We start from the raw sequence: 16,224 nt of genomic DNA, 5'->3' as shown, positions 1-16,224 counted from the left end.
TCCATTAGCCACGCCCGCTGACACCGGGCCAACGAAGAACTTTGAACCATGGCCACTATCCACGTAGACGGCAAAGAGCTCGAAGTCGATGGGGCAGACAACCTGTTACAGGCCTGTTTGTCGCTAGGACTCGATATTCCGTATTTCTGCTGGCACCCTGCCCTGGGCAGCGTCGGCGCCTGCCGCCAGTGCGCAGTCAAGCAGTACACCGACGAGAACGACACCCGTGGTCGTATCGTCATGTCCTGCATGACCCCGGCCACTGACGGAAGCTGGATTTCCATCGAAGACGAAGAAGCGAAAGTGTTTCGCGCCAGCGTCGTCGAATGGCTGATGACCAACCACCCGCACGACTGCCCTGTGTGCGAAGAAGGCGGTCACTGCCACCTGCAAGACATGACGGTGATGACCGGCCACAACGAGCGCCGTTATCGCTTCACCAAGCGCACCCACCAGAACCAGGAACTCGGCCCGTTCATCGCTCACGAGATGAACCGCTGCATCGCCTGCTATCGCTGCGTGCGCTACTACAAAGACTACGCAGGCGGCACCGACCTGGGTGTGTTCGGCGCTCACGACAACGTGTACTTCGGTCGCGTTGAAGACGGCGTGCTCGAAAGCGAGTTCTCCGGCAACCTCACCGAGGTCTGCCCGACCGGTGTGTTCACCGACAAAACTCACTCCGAGCGCTACAACCGTAAGTGGGACATGCAATTCGCGCCAAGCATTTGCCACGGTTGCTCCAGCGGCTGCAACATCAGCCCGGGCGAGCGTTATGGCGAACTGCGCCGCATCGAAAACCGTTTCAACGGTTCGGTGAACCAGTACTTCCTGTGTGACCGTGGCCGTTTCGGCTATGGCTACGTCAACCGCACCGACCGCCCACGTCAGCCGCTGCTGGCCGACGGCACCAAGCTGGGCCTGGACGCTGCGCTGGACAAAGCGGCTGAGCTGCTGCGCGGTCGCAACATCGTCGGTATCGGTTCGCCACGTGCCAGCCTCGAAAGCAACTACGCGTTGCTTGAGCTGGTCGGCGCCGAGCACTTCTACTCCGGCATCGAAGCCGCTGAGCTGGAGCGCATCCGTCTGGTGCTGCAAGTGCTTAAAGACAGCCCGCTGCCAGTGCCTAACCTGCGCGAGATCGAAGATCACGACGCCGTGTTCGTGCTGGGTGAAGACCTGACCCAGACCGCCGCCCGTATGGCGCTGTCGCTACGTCAATCGGTCAAGGGCAAAGCTGAAGACATGGCCGACGCCATGCGCGTTCAGCCTTGGCTCGACGCTGCGGTGAAAAACATCGGCCAGCACGCGTTGAACCCGCTGTTTATCGCCAGCCTGGCTGAAACCAAGCTCGATGACGTGGCTGAAGAGTGTGTACACGCCGCCCCGGAAGACCTGGCGCGCATCGGTTTCGCCGTGGCTCACGCCATTGACGCCAGCGCTCCGGCCGTACCTGGCCTGGACGCAGAAGCTCTTGAGCTGGCCCAGCGCATCGCTGACGCCCTGCTCGCAGCCAAACGCCCACTGATCGTGGCCGGTACTTCGCTGGGCTCTAAAGCCCTGATCGAAGCCGCAGGCAACATCGCCAAGGCCCTGCACCTGCGTGAAAAAGCCGGCTCCATCAGCCTGGTGGTGCCAGAGGCCAACAGCCTCGGCCTGGCCATGCTCGGCGGTGATTCGGTTGATGCAGCGCTGCAAGCGGTTATCGACGGTAAAGCCGACGCCATCGTGGTGCTGGAAAACGACCTGTTCACCCGTGTTGACGCGATCAAGGTCAATGCGGCACTGGACGCTGCCAAAGTCGTCATCGTTGCCGATCATCAAAAGACCGCGACCACAGACCGCGCTGACCTGGTTCTGCCAGCCGCCAGCTTCGCCGAAGGCGACGGTACCCTGGTCAGCCAGGAAGGCCGCGCCCAGCGCTTCTTCCAGGTCTACGAGCCGCGCTACCTGGATTCGAGCATTTTGATCCACGAAGGCTGGCGCTGGCTGCATGCCCTGCGCAGCACCCTGCTGAACAAGCCGGTTGACTGGACGCTGCTCGACCACGTGACTCAAGCCACTGCCGCCAGCACCCCGGAACTGGCCCAGATCGTTGATGCTGCGCCGTCCGCTGCGTTCCGTATCAAAGGTTTGAAACTGGCCCGTGAACCGCTGCGTTACAGCGGCCGCACGGCCATGCGCGCCAACATCAGCGTGCACGAGCCACGTATTCCACAAGACCCGGACACCGCGTTCGCGTTCTCGATGGAAGGTTACTCGGGCTCGGTAGAACCGCGTAAACAAGTGCCGTTCGCCTGGTCGCCGGGCTGGAACTCGCCACAAGCGTGGAACAAGTTCCAGGACGAAGTCGGTGGTCATATCCGCGCTGGCGACCCGGGCACCCGCCTGATCGAAAGCAAAGGTGATGCACTGAGCTGGTCCGCCAACATTCCGGGCGCGTTCAACCCGGCACGTGGCACTTGGCAAGTGGTGCCGTTCTATCACCTGCTGGGCAGCGAAGAGAACTCTTCTAAAGCCGCGCCGGTACAAGAGCGTATCCCTGCCGCCTACGTGGCCCTGGCCAAGTCCGAAGCCGACCGTCTGGGTGTCAACGACGGCGCGCTGCTGAGCTTGAACGTGGCGGGCCTGACCCTGCGTCTGCCGCTGCGTATCAACGAAGAGCTGGGTGCAGGTCTGGTGGCATTGCCAGCCGGTCTGCCAGGTATTCCACCCGCTATCTTTGGCCTTACCGTTGACGGTTTGCAGGAGGCAGCCCAATGAGCTGGTTTACGCCTGAAGTGATCGACGTGATCATCACGGTGGTGCAGGCCATCGTGATCCTGCTCGCCGTGGTGGTGTGCGGCGCGCTGCTGAGCTGGGTCGAGCGTCGTTTGCTCGCCCTCTGGCAAGACCGTTACGGCCCGAACCGCGTAGGCCCGTTCGGCGCGTTTCAGATCGCCGCCGACATGATCAAGATGTTCTTCAAGGAAGACTGGACCCCTCCGTTTGCCGACAAGATGATCTTCACCCTGGCACCGGTTGTGGCCATGAGCGCCTTGCTCATCGCCTTTGCGATTATCCCGATCACCCCGACCTGGGGCGTGGCGGATCTGAACATCGGTATCCTGTTCTTCTTCGCCATGGCCGGTCTGTCGGTGTACGCGGTGTTGTTCGCTGGCTGGTCCAGCAACAACAAGTTCGCCCTGCTCGGCAGCTTGCGTGCTTCGGCGCAGACTGTGTCGTACGAAGTGTTCATGGGCCTGTCGCTGATGGGCATCGTGGTGCAGGTTGGCTCGTTCAACATGCGCGACATCGTTGAATACCAAGCGCAGAACCTGTGGTTCATCATTCCGCAGATCTTCGGTTTCCTGACCTTCTTCATCGCTGGCGTCGCTGTGACTCACCGTCACCCCTTCGACCAGCCGGAAGCAGAACAGGAACTGGCCGATGGTTACCACATTGAATACGCCGGCATGAAATGGGGCATGTTCTTCGTCGGTGAGTACATCGGGATCGTATTGATCTCGGCGTTGCTGGTGACTTTGTTCTTTGGTGGCTGGCACGGGCCTTTCGGCATCCTGCCGCAGATCCCGTTTATCTGGTTCGCCCTGAAGACCGCGTTTTTCATCATGATCTTCATCCTGCTGCGCGCTTCTATTCCGCGTCCACGGTATGACCAAGTGATGGATTTCAGCTGGAAGTTCTGCCTGCCGCTGACCCTGATCAATTTGCTGGTAACCGCTGCAATCGTGTTGATGAACACGCCTGCAGTCGCGGTTCAGTGAGGATAGAGACCCATGTTCAAGTACCTGTTTGACATCGTGCATGGCACCTACACCCAGCTTCGCAGCTTGGTGATGGTGTTTGGCCATGCCTTCCGCAAGCGTGACACGCTGCAATACCCGGAAGAACCGGTCTATCTGCCACCGCGTTACCGTGGCCGAATCGTCCTGACCCGCGACCCGGACGGCGAAGAGCGTTGTGTAGCCTGTAACTTGTGCGCCGTAGCGTGCCCGGTGGGCTGCATCTCGCTGCAAAAAGCCGAAACCGAAGATGGCCGTTGGTACCCGGAGTTCTTCCGCATCAACTTCTCACGCTGCATTTTCTGCGGTCTGTGTGAGGAAGCCTGCCCGACCACCGCGATCCAGCTGACACCGGATTTCGAAATGGCCGAGTTCAAACGTCAGGATCTGGTCTACGAGAAGGAAGATCTGCTGATCTCCGGCCCGGGCAAGAACCCTGATTACAACTTCTATCGTGTTGCGGGTATGGCCGTAGAAGGCAAGCCGAAAGGCGCTGCCCAGAACGAAGCCGAGCCGATCAACGTGAAGAGCTTGCTGCCTTAAGGAAGAACGATGGAATTCGCTTTCTATTTCGCATCGGGTGTCGCTGTCGTGTCCACGCTACGCGTGATCACCAACACCAACCCTGTGCACGCCCTGCTCTACCTGATTATTTCGCTGATTGCCGTGGCGATGACCTTTTTCAGCCTCGGCGCACCGTTTGCCGGTGTGCTCGAAGTGATCGCCTACGCCGGTGCCATCATGGTGCTGTTTGTGTTCGTGGTGATGATGCTCAACCAGGGCCCGGCCTCGGTGACGCAAGAACGCCACTGGCTCAAGCCCGGCATATGGGTTGGCCCGAGCATTCTGTCGGCCTTGCTGCTGGCTGAACTGCTGTATGTGCTGTTCGCTCACCAGAGCGGCGCGGATATCGGTCAAACCACCATTGATGCAAAAGCCGTGGGCATCAGCCTGTTCGGCCCGTATCTGCTGGTGGTCGAACTCGCCTCGATGCTGCTGCTGGCTGCAGCGGTGACGGCGTTCCACTTGGGCCGCACTGAGGCGAAGGAGCAATAAGATGCCTGGAATACCTTTGGAACACGGGCTTGCGGTAGCAGGCGTACTGTTCTGCCTCGGTCTGGTTGGACTGATGGTTCGCCGTAACATTCTCTTCGTATTGATGAGTCTGGAAATCATGATGAACGCCGCTGCACTGGCGTTCATTGTTGCCGGTGCACGTTGGGCGCAGCCGGATGGACAAGTGATGTTCATCCTGGTGATCACCCTGGCAGCTGCCGAGGCCAGTATTGGCCTGGCGATCTTGCTGCAACTGTATCGCCGCTTCCACACGCTTGATATCGATGCTGCCAGTGAGATGCGCGGATGAACCTTCTCTTTCTGACTTTCGTATTCCCCCTGATCGGCTTTTTGCTGCTGTCGTTCTCCCGTGGACGTTTCAGCGAAAACCTCTCGGCACTGATCGGCGTCGGCTCCATTGGCCTGTCGGCCATCGTTGCCGCGTACGTGATCTGGCAATTCAACGTTGCACCACCTGAAGGCGGCCACTACAGCCAAGTGCTGTGGCAGTGGATGTCGGTAGGCGACTTCAAGCCTAGCTTCACCCTGTACCTCGACGGCCTGGCAGTGACCATGCTCGGCGTTGTTGTCGGTGTGGGCTTCCTGATCCACGTATTTGCCTCCTGGTACATGCGCGGTGAAGACGGCTACTCGCGCTTCTTCTCCTACACCAACCTGTTTATCGCCAGCATGCTGTTCCTGATCCTGGCCGATAACCTGCTGTTCGTGTACTTCGGCTGGGAAGGCGTGGGCCTGTGCTCTTACCTGTTGATCGGTTTCTACTACAGCAACCGCAACAACGGTAACGCCGCACTCAAAGCCTTTATCGTGACCCGTATCGGTGACGTGTTCCTGGCCATCGGCCTGTTCATCCTGTTCCAACAGTTGGGCACGCTGAACATTCAGGAACTGCTGGTGCTGGCGCCGCAGAAATTCCAGGCCGGCGACTTCTGGATCGTTCTTGCGACCCTGATGCTGCTGGGCGGTGCGGTCGGTAAATCGGCGCAACTGCCCCTGCAAACCTGGTTGGCAGACGCGATGGCGGGCCCGACACCGGTTTCGGCATTGATCCACGCCGCAACCATGGTGACCGCCGGTGTTTACCTGATCGCGCGGACCCACGGCCTGTTCACCCTGGCCCCTGAAGTGCTGCACCTGGTCGGCATCGTCGGCGGTGTGACACTGGTGCTGGCAGGTTTCGCAGCGCTGGTTCAAACCGACATCAAACGTATCCTCGCCTACTCGACCATGAGCCAGATCGGCTACATGTTCCTGGCGCTGGGCGTTGGCGCCTGGGACGGGGCGATCTTCCACCTGATGACCCACGCCTTCTTCAAGGCCCTGCTGTTCCTTGCATCGGGTGCGGTGATTGTTGCCTGCCACCACGAGCAGAACATCTTCAAGATGGGCGGCCTGTGGAAAAAACTGCCACTGGCTTACGCCAGCTTCATCGTCGGCGGTGCGGCCTTGTCGGCCTTGCCATTGCTGACAGCAGGCTTCTACTCCAAGGACGAAATTCTTTGGGAAGCCTTCGCCAGCGGTCACAGCGGTCTGCTGTATGCCGGTCTGGCGGGTGCGTTCATGACCTCGCTGTACACCTTCCGTCTGATCTTCGTCACCTTCCACGGTGAAGCCAAGACTGAAGCCCACGCAGGCCATGGCGTAACCTACTGGCTGCCACTGAGCATCCTGATTGTGCTGTCGACCTTCATCGGCGCCCTGATCACGCCTCCGTTGGCTGGCGTACTGCCACAAAGCGTTGGCCATGCCGGCGGCGAAGCCAAACACAGCCTGGAAATCGCCTCGGGTGCCATTGCCCTGGCCGGTATCCTGCTCGCTGCCCTGCTGTACCTGGGCAAACGTCGTTTCGTTACCGCTGTTGCCAATAGCGGCATCGGTCGCTTCCTCTCGGCCTGGTGGTTCGCTGCCTGGGGCTTCGATTGGCTGTACGACAAATTGTTCGTCAAACCGTACCTGTTGATCTGCCGCGTGCTGCGCAAAGATCCGCTGGACCAGACCATTGGTTTGATCCCGCAGATGGCCAAGGCCGGGCATAACGCCCTGAGCCGCAGCGAAACCGGTCAACTGCGTTGGTACGCTGCTTCCATGGCCGCCGGTGCTGTACTGGTCATGGGCGCCATCGTACTGGTAGCGGTCTGATATGAACCTTCGACATTGCGAAAGGAATTGAGCCCGTCATGATTCTGCCTTGGCTAATCCTGATCCCCTTTATCGGCGGCCTGCTGTGCTGGCTGGGTGAGCGCTTCGGCCCTACCCTGCCACGCTGGATTGCGTTGCTGACCATGTCCCTCGAACTTGCCCTCGGCCTTTGGCTGTGGGCGCACGGGGACTACCATCTGGCACCGAACCCGGGCGCTGCCCCGGCGTGGGCGCTTGAGTTCCAGCACACCTGGATCGAGCGCTTCGGCATCAGCGTGCACCTGGCGCTGGACGGCCTGTCGCTGCTGATGATCCTGCTGACCGGCCTGTTGGGCGTGTTGTCGGTACTGTGTTCCTGGAAAGAAATTCAGCGTCACGTGGGCTTCTTCCACCTGAACCTGATGTGGATCCTGGGCGGCGTCGTTGGCGTGTTCCTCGCCATCGACCTGTTCATGTTCTTCTTTTTCTGGGAAATGATGCTGGTGCCGATGTACTTCCTCATTGCGCTCTGGGGTCACAGCTCGTCCGACGGCAAGAAAACCCGTATCTACGCCGCGACCAAGTTCTTCATCTTCACTCAGGCTTCCGGCCTGATCATGCTGGTGGCGATCCTGGGCCTGGTGCTGGTTAACTACAATGAAACCGGTGTGCTGACCTTCAGCTACGCCGAGTTGCTGAAAACCAAGATGTCGCTCACCACCGAGTACATCCTGATGCTTGGCTTCTTCATTGCGTTTGCGGTGAAACTGCCGGTTGTACCGTTCCACTCCTGGTTGCCGGACGCTCACGCCCAGGCGCCTACCGCAGGTTCGGTCGACTTGGCCGGTATCCTGCTCAAGACCGCTGCTTATGGTCTGCTGCGTTTCGCCTTGCCGCTGTTCCCGAATGCCTCGGCCGAGTTTGCGCCGATTGCCATGACCCTGGGTCTGATCGGGATTTTCTACGGTGCTTTCTTGGCCTTCGCACAAACCGATATCAAGCGTCTGATCGCGTTCTCCAGCGTTTCGCACATGGGCTTCGTCCTGATCGGCATCTACTCCGGCAGCCTGCTGGCGTTGCAAGGCGCAGTGATCCAGATGCTCGCGCACGGTGTTTCGGCAGCGGCGCTGTTTATCCTCAGCGGCCAGCTGTACGAGCGCCTGCACACCCGTGACATGCGTGAAATGGGTGGCTTGTGGTCGAAGATCGCTTACTTGCCGGCCATCAGCCTGTTCTTCGCTGCCGCGTCGCTGGGCTTGCCAGGCACCGGTAACTTCGTGGGTGAGTTCCTGATTCTGATGGGCTCGTTCGCCAGCTTCCCTTGGGTCACGGCCATTGCAACAACCGGTCTGGTGTTTGGTTCGGTTTACTCGCTGATCATGATTCACCGCGCCTACTTCGGCCCGTCCAAATCGGACGCGGTACTGGCCGGCATGGATGCTCGTGAACTGATCATGGTGCTCGGTCTGGCGGTACTGCTGATTTTCATCGGCGTGTACCCGCAACCGTTCCTCGATACCTCTGCTGCGACCATGCATGGCGTGCAGCAATGGCTCGGCACCGCCTTCACTCAACTCGCTTCGGCCCGGTAAGAGCGCTATGGAATTCACGATCCAACACTTTATCGCGCTTGCTCCACTGCTGATTACCAGCCTCACCGTTGTGGTGGTGATGCTGGCAATCGCGTGGCGCCGCAATCACTCACAGACCTTCCTGCTTTCGGTGGCGGGTCTTAACCTGGCACTGCTGTCGATTTTCCCGGCATTAAAAGTGGCACCGCTGGCTGTCACCCCGCTGTTGATGATGGACAACTTTGCCTATCTATACACCGGTCTGATCCTGGTCTCGACGCTGGCCTGCGTCACCCTTGCCCATGCTTACCTGGGCGAAGGCGGCACCGGCTACCCGGGCAACCGCGAAGAGCTTTACCTGCTGATCCTGTTGGCTGCGGCTGGCGGTATCGTGCTGGTGAGCGCGCAACACCTGGCGGGCTTGTTCATCGGCCTGGAGTTGCTCTCGGTTCCGGTCTACGGCTTGGTGGCTTACGCCTTCTTCAACAAGCGTTCGCTGGAAGCCGGCATCAAGTACATGGTGCTGTCGGCTGCAGGTTCTGCGTTCCTGCTGTTCGGTATGGCCCTGCTGTACGCCGAAGCCGGCAGCCTGAGCTTCAGCGGTATCGGCCACGCCCTGGCGTCGACTGGCGCGCCAAGCGCCATCGCACAGCTGGGTCTGGGCATGATGCTGGTGGGTCTGGCCTTTAAACTGTCGCTGGTACCGTTCCACCTCTGGACCCCAGACGTGTACGAAGGTGCTCCGGCGCCTGTGGCGGCTTTCCTGGCCACCGCTTCGAAAGTTGCCGTGTTTGCCGTCATCGTGCGTTTGTTCCAGATCTCCCCGGCCGCCACTACCGGTGTGATGAGCGACGTACTGACCGTGATCGCGATTGCTTCGATCCTGTTCGGTAACCTGCTGGCCCTGACCCAAAACAACCTCAAGCGTCTGCTGGGTTTCTCGTCCATCGCCCACTTTGGCTACCTGCTAATCGCCCTGATTGCGAGCAAAGGCATGGCCGTTGAAGCGATCGGCGTGTACCTGATCACCTACGTGCTCACCAGCCTCGGTGCGTTCGGCGTCATCACCATGATGTCGTCGCCGTACAAAGGCCGTGACGCAGACGCACTGTACGAGTACCGCGGCCTGTTCTGGCGCCGTCCGTACATGACCGCCGTACTGACCGTGATGATGTTGTCGCTGGCCGGTATCCCGCTGACCGCTGGCTTTATCGGCAAGTTCTACATCATTGCGACCGGCGTTGAAGCTCACCAATGGTGGCTGGTCGGTTCCCTGATCCTGGGTAGCGCCATCGGCGTGTTCTACTACCTGCGTGTGATGGTGACCCTGTACCTGGTCGAGCCGAAACTGCATCGCCACGATGCTCCGCTGAACTGGGAGCAGAAGGCAGGTGGCGTGATGCTGCTGGCGGTTTCGATTCTGGTGTTCGTACTGGGCGTGTACCCACAACCGATGCTGGAACTGGTGCAACACGCAACGCTGTACCTGCACGGTTAAGCGTTAAAGGGTTGTCCCGATACCCCGTGAAGGCCCGGCCTTCACGGGGTATTTTTTTGATCCTGCCAGCCCCTGTAGGAGCGAGCTTGCCTCGCGATCTTTTGATCTTTAAAAGATCGCGAGGCAAGCTCGATCCTACAGTTAGGTGGGGCTGTGATTGTCTGACAGTTGCGAGTGATTACGGGCTTGTATAGGCTGGCGCGCCGCCCGCCCATCGTCCTGGAATGCCTGTTAATGCGATCTGCCTTGTCTTCGTTTCTGCCTTTGGCGCTTGTCTGCGCTGCGCCCGCTTATGCTGACCCGCTGGAATTGGGTGAGGTTCAGGTTCGCAGTGAGGAAAGCAGCGACCTGCAAGCCGCCCAGGAGGCGCTCAAGCAGGTGCCCGGCGCCAGCAATGTGATCGACATGAACGCGGTCGAACAGGGTCGCGTCGCGACCAACAGTGATGTGCTGGCGTATCAACCCGGTGTGTATGCGCAATCTGGCGGTAATGAGGGCACCAAGGTCTCGGTGCGCGGTTCGGGCATCAACCGCGCCCCCGGCGCCCACGGCTCGGGCCTGTATGTGATGTTTGATGGCCTGCCGCTGACCGGCCCCGGCGGTACGCCCTATGAGCTGTTCGAGCCGTTGTGGCTGAGCCGTGCTGAGGTGTTGCGCGGAGCCAATGGTTTTGATGTCGGCGCGCTGGCCTTGGGCGGCTCGATCAATTACGTCACCCACACCGGCTATGACGCCGCGCCCCTGCAAGTGCGCTATGAAACAGGCAGTTACGGCTACCAGAAACGCCAGATCAGTTCCGGGCAAGTGTTGGGGGATCTGGATTACTACGTGTCGCTGAACGACGCGGAGACCAACGGCTATCAAGACCACACGTCAGGCAATAGCAAAGGCTTCGCGGCCAATATTGGCTATCGTTTCAGCCCGCAACTGGAAACGCGCTTTTATCTGCGTTATCGCGAAACCGATAACGAACTCGCAGGCCGAGTCACTAAAGAACAAATCAAGCATCACCCACGCGCTGCCAATCCGGCGTATGTGAGCGGTGACTACACCCGCCCGCAACCCGGCAGCACCTGGCTGGGCAACAAGACCACGCTGTACCTGGACGACGATTCGCAGCTGGAAGTCGGGCTGGTGTACCACGACTACCCCATGGATCTGCGCGAAGGGCCTAACCGGCTGAAGGTGGCCTACACCGATGTCAGCGGCACCTTGAACTACAAGCGCCGCGACACCCTGTTTGGCCTTGAAAGCAAAACCACGGTGGGTCTGCGCAGCAGCAAGCATTTGCCCAACAGCGGCGCGTCGGAATACGTGCGCATCCCGCGGGGCAACACCGCCAGCTATGCGCCGGGCACCAAAATGCGCGACTTCAGTTATCAGGGTTCGGACAGCGTGCTGCACGCCAGCAATGATCTGGAACTGATGCCAGACCTGTGGCTGACCACGGGTATGGCGCTGATCTATACCCGCCGCGAAAGTGAAGTGAGCTACCCCGACACTGGCGGCAAAGTCAGCCGCCATGATTGGGATTACGCGCCGCGCCTGGGCTTGCGCTATGAGTTCAACCCGCACTTGCAGGTGTACGGCAACCTCAGTCGCTCGGTCGAGCCGCCGCACCCGTGGTCGATGATCTGGAGTTCGCCGTACGTATTCCCGGTGGGCAGCGGCCCGGCTACCGGACGCCAAAGCACACCGATTGCCATGCAAAACCAGACCGCGACCACCCTTGAGCTGGGCACACGCGGCGACTCGGGGATCGGCCAATGGGATCTGGCCTGGTACTACTCGGCCGTGCGCCATGAACTGCTGACGGTTGAGCTGCAAGCCGCCACGGCTGACCTGGCACCGATTGTCGGCGAGTCCAACGCCAGCCCGACCGTGCACCAAGGCATTGAAGCCGGGCTCAATAGCCGCTTGTGGCAGCGCGATGGCGTGGGCAGCGTGTCGTTGCGTCAGGCCTACACCTTCAGCGACTTCCATTACCGCGATGACTCGCGCTTTGGTGACAACCGTTTGCCGGGCATCCCACAGCACTACTACCAGGCGGAGGTCCGCTATGACCACCCGCAAGGCTTCTATGCGGGGGTCAACACCCAAGTGGCCTCACGCATGGCGGTGGACTATGCCAACACTTACTACGCGTCGTCTTACACGCTGTGGGGCGCGACACTGGGTTACGCCTCCCCCAAGCGCGACTGGCAGACCTGGATCGACCTGCGCAACCTCACCGGCGAGCGCTACGCCGCCACGGTGACGCCGGGCTACGACGACAAAGGCCAGGACGCCGCCCGCTCCACTCCCGGCGAAGGCCGGGGCGCCTACGTCGGGGTTTCGTACAGCTTTCGTTAGTCGAGCGTGATTTTGTCAGCGGGCAAGCGGACCTTGCGCCGGGTGCCGCTGAACAATCCCCAGCTCGACAGGAACAGGGCGGCGATCAATGGCCCGATGACAAAGCCATTGAGGCCGAAAATCGCCATGCCGCCCAAGGTCGAGATCAGGATCAGGAAGTCCGGCATTTTCGTGTCTTTGCCCACCAGAATCGGGCGCAGCACGTTGTCGACCATGCCGATCACGAAGACGCCGAACAGCGCCAGCACCACGCCTTGCCAGATCATCCCGGTGGTCAGGAAGTAAATCGCCACCGGCGCCCAGACGATGCCCGCCCCGACGGCAGGCAACAACGACAGAAACATCATCAGCACTGCCCAAAACAGCGAGCTCTGGATGCCCAGGATCCAGAAGATTACCCCACCCAGCGCGCCCTGCACCACGGCCACCGCCAGATTGCCTTTGACTGAAGCCCTGACCACGCGACGCAATTTGATTTGCAGCAGGCGCTTGTGCTGTTCAGCCATGGGCACCGCATTGCGGATCAAACGCACCATGGCCTGACCGTCACGAATAAAGAAATACAACAGGTAAAGCATGATGAAAAAGCTCACCACCAGCTCAAAGGTGCTCTGCCCAAAGTTGAACACTTGAGTGGCAAAGAACTGGCTGCCTTCAAGCGCCCCCTTGGAGATTTTATCGCTGACGCCTTCAATGCTTCTCAAGCCCAGGCGGTCGAGCCATTCCGTGACCTGATGCGGCAAGCTGCTTTGCAGTTGGGCGATGTAGCCGGCGACGTTGATCTTGCCGCTTTGCACATCGCTATAAAGGGTGGCCACTTCTTGCACCAGCAGGATCGTGGTGAAAATCACCGGCAGAATCGCGATCAGGGTGCAGGCTGTGAGCGTGGTAAAGGTGGCCAGGTTACGCCGACCTTTGAACTTGAGGAGCAACTTGCGCTGCAAGGGCGCAAACAGGATACCCAGCGCCACCGCCCAAAAAATCGCCCCGTAGAACGGCAGCAAAATCCAGATAAAGGCAACGGTGACAAAGGCCAGAAGCAGGAGCAGGGTTTTACGTTGCAGACTTGTTTCGTTCATACGCCTTCCATGTCTTAAGTAGACCTGTAGTCGCTGCCGAAGGCTGCGATAAGGGCCGCAGGACCTTCGCTGTTGACTTCAACGGTGAGGGCCGTTGCGCAGCCCATGCCGCCCATCGCAGCCTTCGGCAGCGACTACAAGTGCAGTTCTTTAGCCCTGCGCCTCTGCCTCTTCATGCGCATGGCGCAGGCGTTCGCGGCTGTTGGTCAGGTGTAAACGCATGGCCGCACGGGCGGCGTCGGAGTCCTGGCGGGCAATGGCTGCGTAGATTTCTTCGTGTTCCCGGCCCAGGCGGCTCATGTACTGGGCCTGATCATCATGGGCCAGGCTCGCCGAGTTGAGGCGGGTACGCGGGATGATGCTGGTGCCCAGGTGGTTCATGATGTCGGTGAAATAGCGGTTGCCGGTGGCCAGCGCAATCTGCAGGTGGAATTGGAAGTCCGACGCTACAGCATCGCCGTTACGCGCAGTGTTTTCGTTAAGGGCATCCAGGGCGGCACGCATGGCGGCCAACTGTTCCGGGTTACGACGCTGCGCGGCCAACCCGGCCGACTCGACTTCCAGGCTGATACGCAACTCCAGAATCGCCAGCACGTCGCGCAATGTCACCACGGTGGCCGGGTCGATACGAAAGCCGCTCGGGCTGGGTGTGTCCAGCACGAACGTGCCGATGCCATGCCGCGTCTCGACTTGCCCTGCCGCCTGCAAACGGGAGATTGCCTCGCGCACCACAGTGCGGCTGACGCCATGGGCTTCCATGATCGCGGACTCGGTGGGCAGCTTGTCGCCGCGCTTGAGCAAACCGTCGCGAATTTGCTCGGACAGCACCGTCACCAATTCCTGCGCGAGGCTACGGCGTTTGCGAGGAAGGCGTGGAACGTCAGTGGGGTTTTCCATGGTCAACATTTATCTCGGGGTCTAAGTGCGAACTGCAAGTTATCGCATGATAGCTCATGGCGGTTGTACGATCACCCTTCGCCAGTGAGTTCAACCACCCTCTGCCCCGATGTAACCCTGATTTGTTTGCTTGACCCTGCATTGACAAAGGCCGCCGAAGGTGTAAATAATCCGACAAAGTTGTACGACAACGGATAACACAACAATAATAATCAGGGAATTCCGTATGACCACACTGTCTCGCGTTACGCCCCTCGCACACCCCGGTCGAGCCCGATTACACACGGGCCGATTGCCTGCCGCTTTTGCTGAACGTCTGTCTGCAGCAAAAGACTCTGCCGTCACAACGGCTTGAGTCAGCGCCCTGACACCAGGGCAACACACACCGCCTTCACATTGCAGACCGCTTCTGTTGGTCACGTGAGGACGGCTTTGTCAAAAATGGGAGCACAACAATAATGAGATCTCACAACACCCGCTCATTGATTCTTATGGGGCTGGGCAGCATGTCGTTTACGCTGCCGCTGACAGGCATGGCAGAAGGGTTCATCGACGACACCAAAGCGACCCTTACCCTGCGTAACGCGTACATCAACCGCAACTACACCAACCCGGACTACCCCAACAGCCGCGCCCCGCAAAGCAAGGCCGAAGAATGGACGCAAAACTTCATTCTGGACGTCAAGTCCGGCTTTACCCAAGGCACCGTCGGTTTCGGGGTGGACGTGCTGGGGATGTACTCGCAGAAACTTGATGGCGGTAAAGGCACCGCAGGTACGCAGTTGCTGCCGACCGGCAGTGATGGCGAACCGGCCAAGAACTTCGGGCGCCTGGGTGTGGCGGCCAAAGCCAAGTTCTCGAACACTGAACTGAAAGTCGGCGAGTGGATGCCGGTGCTGCCAATTTTGCGTTCAGATGACGGTCGCTCGCTGCCTCAGACCTTTCGCGGTGCACAGATCACTTCTAAAGAAATCGCCAACCTGAACCTTTACGGCGGGCAGTTCCGCGCCAACAGCCCACGTAATGACGCGAGCATGGAAGACATGTCGCTCAACGGCAAAGGCGCCTTCACATCAGACCGCTTCAATTTTGCTGGTGGTGATTACACCTTCAATGAAAAACGCACACAAGTTGGCGCCTGGTATGCCGAGCTGGAAAACATCTACCAGCAACAATTCCTCAACCTGATCCACAGCCAGCCGGTGGGCGATGTCACCCTAGGCGCGAACCTCGGCTACTTCTGGGGCAAGGAAGACGGCAGCAAACGTGCCGGTGAACTGGACAACAAAACCGCATCAGCCCTGCTCTCGGCCAAATACAAAGGCAACACCCTGTATGTCGGCCTGCAAAGAGTGTACGGCGACGACGGCTGGTTCCGCGTCAACGGCACCAGCGGCGGCACCCTGGCCAACGACAGTTACAACTCCAGCTATGACCTGGCCAAGGAACGTTCTTGGCAACTGCGCCACGACCTTGATTTCGCCGTACTTGGGGTCCCGGGTCTGACCATGATGAACCGCTATATCAGCGGTAGTAACATCCACACCGCCACCACCACCACTGACGGCAAAGAGTGGGGCCGCGAATCGGAACTGGCCTACACCGTGCAAAGCGGCACCCTCAAGGACCTGACAGTGCGCTGGCGTAACGCGAGCATCCGTCGCGACTACAGCGCCCATGAGTTTGACGAGAACCGCATCTTTATCAGCTACCCGTTGTCGCTGTTGTAACCCGCCCGCTTGTCTCGTGATCGGTTTAAAGATCGCGAGGCAAGCTCGCGCCTGCAAAGGGTTGAGGCGCAATGATGGCACTTGGCAAAATCGCGCATTGACAACACCGGCTAGGGC

At 59.6% G+C, this 16,224-nt stretch carries 12 protein-coding genes; 10 read left to right on the top strand and 2 right to left on the bottom strand.

Going from position 1 to position 16,224, the window contains the following annotated elements:
* The first annotated feature begins 48 nt into the window (after nucleotides 1–48).
* The 9 genes from nuoG (at nucleotide 49) to ACJJU9_RS07995 (ending at nucleotide 12,401) form a co-directional block, all read left to right on the top strand.
* Complete coding sequence (nuoG, locus tag ACJJU9_RS08035) at nucleotides 49–2,763, top strand: NADH-quinone oxidoreductase subunit NuoG (protein WP_048368553.1); 2,715 nt, start codon at nucleotides 49–51, stop codon at nucleotides 2,761–2,763.
* Nucleotides 2,760–3,767, top strand: a complete 1,008-nt coding sequence (gene nuoH, locus ACJJU9_RS08030) for an NADH-quinone oxidoreductase subunit NuoH (RefSeq protein ID WP_048368554.1) — start codon at nucleotides 2,760–2,762, stop codon at nucleotides 3,765–3,767. Before nuoG ends, nuoH begins: the two co-directional genes overlap by 4 nt.
* Nucleotides 3,768–3,779: 12 nt before the next feature.
* Complete coding sequence (gene nuoI / locus ACJJU9_RS08025; protein ID WP_016780194.1) at nucleotides 3,780–4,328, top strand: NADH-quinone oxidoreductase subunit NuoI; 549 nt, start codon at nucleotides 3,780–3,782, stop codon at nucleotides 4,326–4,328.
* 9 nt (nucleotides 4,329–4,337) lie between these two features.
* Nucleotides 4,338–4,841 carry an NADH-quinone oxidoreductase subunit J gene (nuoJ, locus tag ACJJU9_RS08020; protein ID WP_407730412.1) on the top strand — a complete coding sequence of 168 codons (504 nt, stop codon included), beginning with the start codon at nucleotides 4,338–4,340 and terminating at the stop codon, nucleotides 4,839–4,841.
* 1 nt (nucleotide 4,842) lies between these two features.
* Complete coding sequence (nuoK, locus tag ACJJU9_RS08015) at nucleotides 4,843–5,151, top strand: NADH-quinone oxidoreductase subunit NuoK (protein ID WP_003446970.1); 309 nt, start codon at nucleotides 4,843–4,845, stop codon at nucleotides 5,149–5,151.
* Nucleotides 5,148–7,001 carry an NADH-quinone oxidoreductase subunit L gene (gene nuoL, locus ACJJU9_RS08010; protein WP_048368556.1) on the top strand — a complete coding sequence of 618 codons (1,854 nt, stop codon included), beginning with the start codon at nucleotides 5,148–5,150 and terminating at the stop codon, nucleotides 6,999–7,001. Before nuoK ends, nuoL begins: the two co-directional genes overlap by 4 nt.
* A gap of 38 nt (nucleotides 7,002–7,039) precedes the next feature.
* Entirely contained in the window at nucleotides 7,040–8,572 is a 1,533-nt protein-coding gene (gene nuoM, locus ACJJU9_RS08005) for an NADH-quinone oxidoreductase subunit M (RefSeq protein WP_048387732.1), read from the top strand.
* A gap of 7 nt (nucleotides 8,573–8,579) precedes the next feature.
* Nucleotides 8,580–10,049 carry an NADH-quinone oxidoreductase subunit NuoN gene (gene nuoN / locus ACJJU9_RS08000; protein ID WP_048368558.1) on the top strand — a complete coding sequence of 490 codons (1,470 nt, stop codon included), beginning with the start codon at nucleotides 8,580–8,582 and terminating at the stop codon, nucleotides 10,047–10,049.
* 234 nt (nucleotides 10,050–10,283) lie between these two features.
* Nucleotides 10,284–12,401, top strand: coding sequence for a TonB-dependent receptor family protein (locus ACJJU9_RS07995; RefSeq protein WP_407730410.1), 2,118 nt, complete (start codon nucleotides 10,284–10,286; stop codon nucleotides 12,399–12,401).
* On the opposite strand, the gene ACJJU9_RS07990 is transcribed toward ACJJU9_RS07995, so the two are convergent.
* Together ACJJU9_RS07990 and ACJJU9_RS07985 are read right to left on the bottom strand one after the other, a co-directional pair.
* Nucleotides 12,398–13,480 carry an AI-2E family transporter gene (locus ACJJU9_RS07990; RefSeq protein WP_407730409.1) on the bottom strand — a complete coding sequence of 361 codons (1,083 nt, stop codon included), beginning with the start codon at nucleotides 13,478–13,480 and terminating at the stop codon, nucleotides 12,398–12,400. The genes ACJJU9_RS07995 and ACJJU9_RS07990 overlap by 4 nt on opposite strands.
* A 150-nt stretch (nucleotides 13,481–13,630) precedes the next feature.
* Nucleotides 13,631–14,377, bottom strand: coding sequence for a FadR/GntR family transcriptional regulator (locus ACJJU9_RS07985; RefSeq protein ID WP_048387837.1), 747 nt, complete (start codon nucleotides 14,375–14,377; stop codon nucleotides 13,631–13,633).
* A gap of 458 nt (nucleotides 14,378–14,835) precedes the next feature.
* Here ACJJU9_RS07985 and ACJJU9_RS07980 point away from each other — a divergent pair, with 458 nt between their 5' ends.
* Nucleotides 14,836–16,107, top strand: coding sequence for an OprD family porin (locus ACJJU9_RS07980; RefSeq protein ID WP_407730408.1), 1,272 nt, complete (start codon nucleotides 14,836–14,838; stop codon nucleotides 16,105–16,107).
* Nucleotides 16,108–16,224: the final 117 nt, after the last annotated feature.

The sequence above is a fragment of the Pseudomonas helleri genome (assembly GCF_045830615.1).
Lineage (GTDB): Bacteria > Pseudomonadota > Gammaproteobacteria > Pseudomonadales > Pseudomonadaceae > Aquipseudomonas > Aquipseudomonas helleri.
The sequence above is the reverse complement of the archived record's forward strand: the minus strand, read 5'-3'. Positions and strand labels throughout refer to the sequence as shown.

Excerpts from the sequence above, each read along its gene's own strand:
- ACJJU9_RS07995 (WP_407730410.1), top strand. The coding sequence starts at position 10,284 with ATGCGATCTGCCTTGTCTTCGTTTCTGCCTTTGGCGCTTGTCTGCGCT.
- nuoJ (WP_407730412.1), top strand. The coding sequence starts at position 4,338 with ATGGAATTCGCTTTCTATTTCGCATCGGGTGTCGCTGTCGTGTCCACG.
- nuoK (WP_003446970.1), top strand. The coding sequence starts at position 4,843 with ATGCCTGGAATACCTTTGGAACACGGGCTTGCGGTAGCAGGCGTACTG.
- ACJJU9_RS07985 (WP_048387837.1), bottom strand. The coding sequence starts at position 14,377 with ATGGAAAACCCCACTGACGTTCCACGCCTTCCTCGCAAACGCCGTAGC.
- nuoN (WP_048368558.1), top strand. The coding sequence starts at position 8,580 with ATGGAATTCACGATCCAACACTTTATCGCGCTTGCTCCACTGCTGATT.
- nuoH (WP_048368554.1), top strand. The coding sequence starts at position 2,760 with ATGAGCTGGTTTACGCCTGAAGTGATCGACGTGATCATCACGGTGGTG.
- ACJJU9_RS07980 (WP_407730408.1), top strand. The coding sequence starts at position 14,836 with ATGAGATCTCACAACACCCGCTCATTGATTCTTATGGGGCTGGGCAGC.
- nuoG (WP_048368553.1), top strand. The coding sequence starts at position 49 with ATGGCCACTATCCACGTAGACGGCAAAGAGCTCGAAGTCGATGGGGCA.
- ACJJU9_RS07990 (WP_407730409.1), bottom strand. The coding sequence starts at position 13,480 with ATGAACGAAACAAGTCTGCAACGTAAAACCCTGCTCCTGCTTCTGGCC.
- nuoI (WP_016780194.1), top strand. The coding sequence starts at position 3,780 with ATGTTCAAGTACCTGTTTGACATCGTGCATGGCACCTACACCCAGCTT.
- nuoM (WP_048387732.1), top strand. The coding sequence starts at position 7,040 with ATGATTCTGCCTTGGCTAATCCTGATCCCCTTTATCGGCGGCCTGCTG.
- nuoL (WP_048368556.1), top strand. The coding sequence starts at position 5,148 with ATGAACCTTCTCTTTCTGACTTTCGTATTCCCCCTGATCGGCTTTTTG.